Source organism: Ancylothrix sp. D3o, from assembly GCF_025370775.1.
GTDB lineage: Bacteria > Cyanobacteriota > Cyanobacteriia > Cyanobacteriales > Oscillatoriaceae > Ancylothrix.
This window is the reverse complement of the sequence record NZ_JAMXEX010000093.1, coordinates 1-2,825: the sequence shown is the minus strand read 5'-3', so window position 1 is coordinate 2,825 and position 2,825 is coordinate 1. Positions and strand designations below refer to the sequence as shown.

At 40.0% G+C, this 2,825-nt stretch carries 5 protein-coding genes; all 5 read left to right on the top strand.

Annotation, left to right across the window (positions count from 1 at the left end; all coding sequences use genetic code 11):
- Positions 1-34 precede the first annotated feature (34 nt).
- Positions 35-187 (top strand): hypothetical protein, encoded by a 153-nt coding sequence (locus NG798_RS27240; protein WP_261226855.1) that lies wholly within the window; start codon positions 35-37, stop codon positions 185-187.
- A 48-nt stretch (positions 188-235) separates the two neighbouring features.
- The gene (locus NG798_RS27235; RefSeq protein WP_261226854.1) at positions 236-544 is read left to right on the top strand and encodes a hypothetical protein; all 309 of its coding nucleotides are present in this window, start codon (positions 236-238) and stop codon (positions 542-544) included.
- A 121-nt stretch (positions 545-665) separates the two neighbouring features.
- The gene (locus NG798_RS27230; RefSeq protein WP_261226853.1) at positions 666-1,667 is read left to right on the top strand and encodes a Fic family protein; all 1,002 of its coding nucleotides are present in this window, start codon (positions 666-668) and stop codon (positions 1,665-1,667) included.
- 436 nt (positions 1,668-2,103) lie between these two features.
- Positions 2,104-2,352 (top strand): hypothetical protein, encoded by a 249-nt coding sequence (locus tag NG798_RS27225; protein WP_261226852.1) that lies wholly within the window; start codon positions 2,104-2,106, stop codon positions 2,350-2,352.
- A 192-nt stretch (positions 2,353-2,544) separates the two neighbouring features.
- Positions 2,545-2,825 (top strand): hypothetical protein (locus NG798_RS27220; protein WP_261226851.1); only part of this gene is annotated, 281 nt, incomplete at its 3' end.

Below are 2,825 nucleotides of genomic sequence, written 5' to 3'. Positions count from 1 at the left end.
GTGAAAAGACAAAAAAACCCATCCCTATTTTACCATGAACCAACCCAAAGCTGAGGAAATAATTGCGGCTATTCGTAGAGCCCTAGCTAAAAAAATGAGTCCTTCTGAAATTGCTGCTTATCAGCAGTGGTCGGCTAAACACGAGTATTTAGAAATGGCGTATTCTTCTGTGGATACCCATATCTAAACTTTCCCCTAATCAACAATTACCGAACTTTAATCAGCAGGTATTCCCATGCAAAAATCAACTAATACCCGGATCAAGCTAGATTCGTCGGTTTTAATTGCAGCTAACAGCCGACCAGATTTAACCCCCGTTGAATATATCTCCATCTTTGATGAAGGCGAATGTTTAACGCTTGAGTTCACAAGTGATTCTATCAAGATTGTGGATGAATTAATCTCAGCACTGCAAGCAATTGCTACACGGCTGCATAACAGGAAGCAAAACCAACTGCTTCAAGAATTGGAATCTCTGGATATTGGCATCACCAATAACTCCATAATTCAGTCTTCTAAGGAACTCGAACATCTCTTGTTCTAACATTGATACCTCCCTAATTGCAGGGAGGTTTTTTTTCTCGATGATATCATTAACAATCGGACTTCCCACATATCTTAACTTCGGATATAATTATTGTAAATTATCCTATTTTAAAAGACAAATGAATTCATTTAGGGAAGGTTTTATCGAGGAGCAACTAATTAATCAAGGGCTTCTCCAGACTATTCGGCTTCTGGGAGAATATAAAGGAAAACAAAAATTATTTAAAGAACAATCACCGCAAGTGATAAAAACGCTACGACAGGCAGCCATTATTCAAAGTACCGAATCTTCTAATCGGATTGAAGGCATTACTGTCCCCTTGGAACGGATCAAAAAGTTGGTATCCGACAAAACTGCCCCACGCGACAGAAGTGAGCAAGAAATCGCTGGTTATCGTGAAGTTTTAAGTACCATCCATTCCAGTTATGCTCATATCCCTTTCACTCCTAATATTATCCTACAGCTTCATCGGGATCTCTATCAGTTTTCTGTTAATACTGGTGGCCGGTGGAAAACTATTGATAACGAAATTACTGCTACTTATCCAGATGGTACTAAAATGGAACACTTACACACCCAATTTAATCGCCTTTGGGAGTCTGGGACAATAGAGCCATTATTGTTAATTCCTACTTATATTTTAGATTTTTTGTGCATCCATCCCTTTTTAGATGGCAATGGACGCATGGCTCGGTTATTGACTCTTCTACTACTCTATAAAGCTGGTTATGAGGTAGGCCGGTTTATTAGTTTGGAGCGTCTTGTCGAACGAACCAAGGAAAGTTACTATGATACCCTTTATTCATCTTCTCAAGCTTGGCATGAAGCTGGGCATAATTTATTACCTTGGTGGGAATATTTTCTAGGCGTGATGTTATTATCAGCTTATCGGGAGTTTGAGCAGAGAGTCGGCTATGTGACCTCTGCAAAAGGCAGCAAAACGGCAATGGTTTTGGATACTATTAACAGCTTACCCAGAGAATTCTCTATTAAAGAATTGCAGGAACGATGCCCCACTGTTAGCATTGATTTAATTAGGCGCGTTCTTCGCCACGAAAGAGAGGCGGATAATCTGGAACGTTTGGGGCAAGGAGTGACTGCTCGTTGGCGCAAACAATAGATATTCGTATTCTCTCTCAAGTTGATATTTGTTGACATTATTGATACCTTATGAAACTACACAGGCTAACGCCTTAAATTAATGACCTGTTTGGAGATTAATTAATATGTCGTACATAGAAACAGCATTTGAGTCGCCTCCCTTCAACCAATTCTGCGTAACTAAAGAGGAGTTTGAAATATGCGCGTGAGTTCGAGAAAGATGGAGAGCTTCATTGGGACAATCTTGTACAACATCGCCATTGCTTAGACAAAGTTCGCCAAAAAATTCTATCAATCATAGAAGGGGATGGCTGGGTCACCTTGCATGATTAAACCTCCCTAAAAGCAACCCATTTAGGGTTGTTTTTTTTATTCTTATCCACCACATTCCTCAATTTTTAGGGGTTAGATCCGAGGCTAACGCCTTAAAAAGATGAAGTTATGTGGTGGTTTTTATGCAGCCTATCATTAAGTTAAACCGGCTACATCGGGTTATCCAATCTTGGGGATTAAACATTAGACCACGCCAAGACCGTTGGGGACAGATAAAGCTACCTATCGCCTTTGTAGGCAACGGCTATGGTGGTGTTCTGTCTGCTTATGGTGGGATGCCATACGAACGGTGGTGGGGCAATATTTCTGAACATCAGAAACGTCGCTGTCGTCAATACTTCCAAGCTTTTCTCGAAGTTCATGCTCTGTAGTAGATTATAAGCCGGTGCAGCTTGCATTGGCTATTTTTTTTACCTAATTAATTATTACCGAATCCCTACCGCTGGAACTGAAATAAATATTAGGTTTTACAGTTCGCTTAGCAGAATCAATTATTTTTATTACCCCGCTTATTTCCAGTATTTGCTACGCAATACGGAGGCGTAATTTATCATCGTTTTTCTATGAAACCTGGAATAAATATTTGGTCAGGGCAGAAAGGATTGGGTGGTGCCCTGACTAATCCTACTACTTTATCGTTCCGCAAAGGAACAATAAAACACCAGTACCCAGTAATTTTTTGGGATGTTAAGTATGCCGATGCTGAAGCCGCATATAAACACCATAAAACAGGGGTTTTAGAGCAAGATATGGTTATTATGACCAAAATCATAAAAGCCAAATTAGAACAGCATCCTCAACTAGCAGAAGCCATTGCTAAAAATGGTGGGGTGCTGTGGTTAGA

Coding starts and splice junctions, on each gene's coding strand:
- NG798_RS27240 (WP_261226855.1), top strand. CDS start 35: ATGAACCAACCCAAAGCTGAGGAAATAATTGCGGCTATTCGTAGAGCC.
- NG798_RS27235 (WP_261226854.1), top strand. CDS start 236: ATGCAAAAATCAACTAATACCCGGATCAAGCTAGATTCGTCGGTTTTA.
- NG798_RS27230 (WP_261226853.1), top strand. CDS start 666: ATGAATTCATTTAGGGAAGGTTTTATCGAGGAGCAACTAATTAATCAA.
- NG798_RS27225 (WP_261226852.1), top strand. CDS start 2,104: ATGCAGCCTATCATTAAGTTAAACCGGCTACATCGGGTTATCCAATCT.